The following is a 348-nucleotide window of genomic DNA, read 5'->3' on the forward strand; positions in this document are numbered from 1 at the left end:
CGCGCCGCCCCGCCGCCCGTGTTCACCCCCGTGCCGGTGTTCACCTGGTCGGGCGCCTACTTCGGTATCAACGCCGGCTACGCCTTCGACGCCTCCAGCCGCTCCACCGGCAACAGCTTCGGCGTGCCCTTCCCCTACGCCACCCCCGGCACCGTCGCCACCTTCCGCAACAACAGCCAGGACGGCTTCTCCGGCGGCGCCCAGATCGGCTACAACTTCCAGCTGACCCCGGGCAACGGCGTGGTGTTCGGCATCGAGGCCGACGCCCAGTACCTCGACTTCGGCCGCAGCCGGAACAGCTCGTTCATCTCCGGCGGCGCGCTCGCCCCCGGCTACTACGTCACCGAC

1 pseudogene is annotated in these 348 nt (G+C 70.7%); it reads left to right on the forward strand.

The features are described 5' to 3' along the window. A pseudogene (locus tag OXS27_RS32490) lies at window positions 1-348 on the forward strand (porin family protein); the annotation flags it as partial.

It is taken from the genome of Methylobacterium sp. GC_Met_3 (genome assembly GCF_026540775.1).
Lineage (GTDB): Bacteria > Pseudomonadota > Alphaproteobacteria > Rhizobiales > Beijerinckiaceae > Methylobacterium.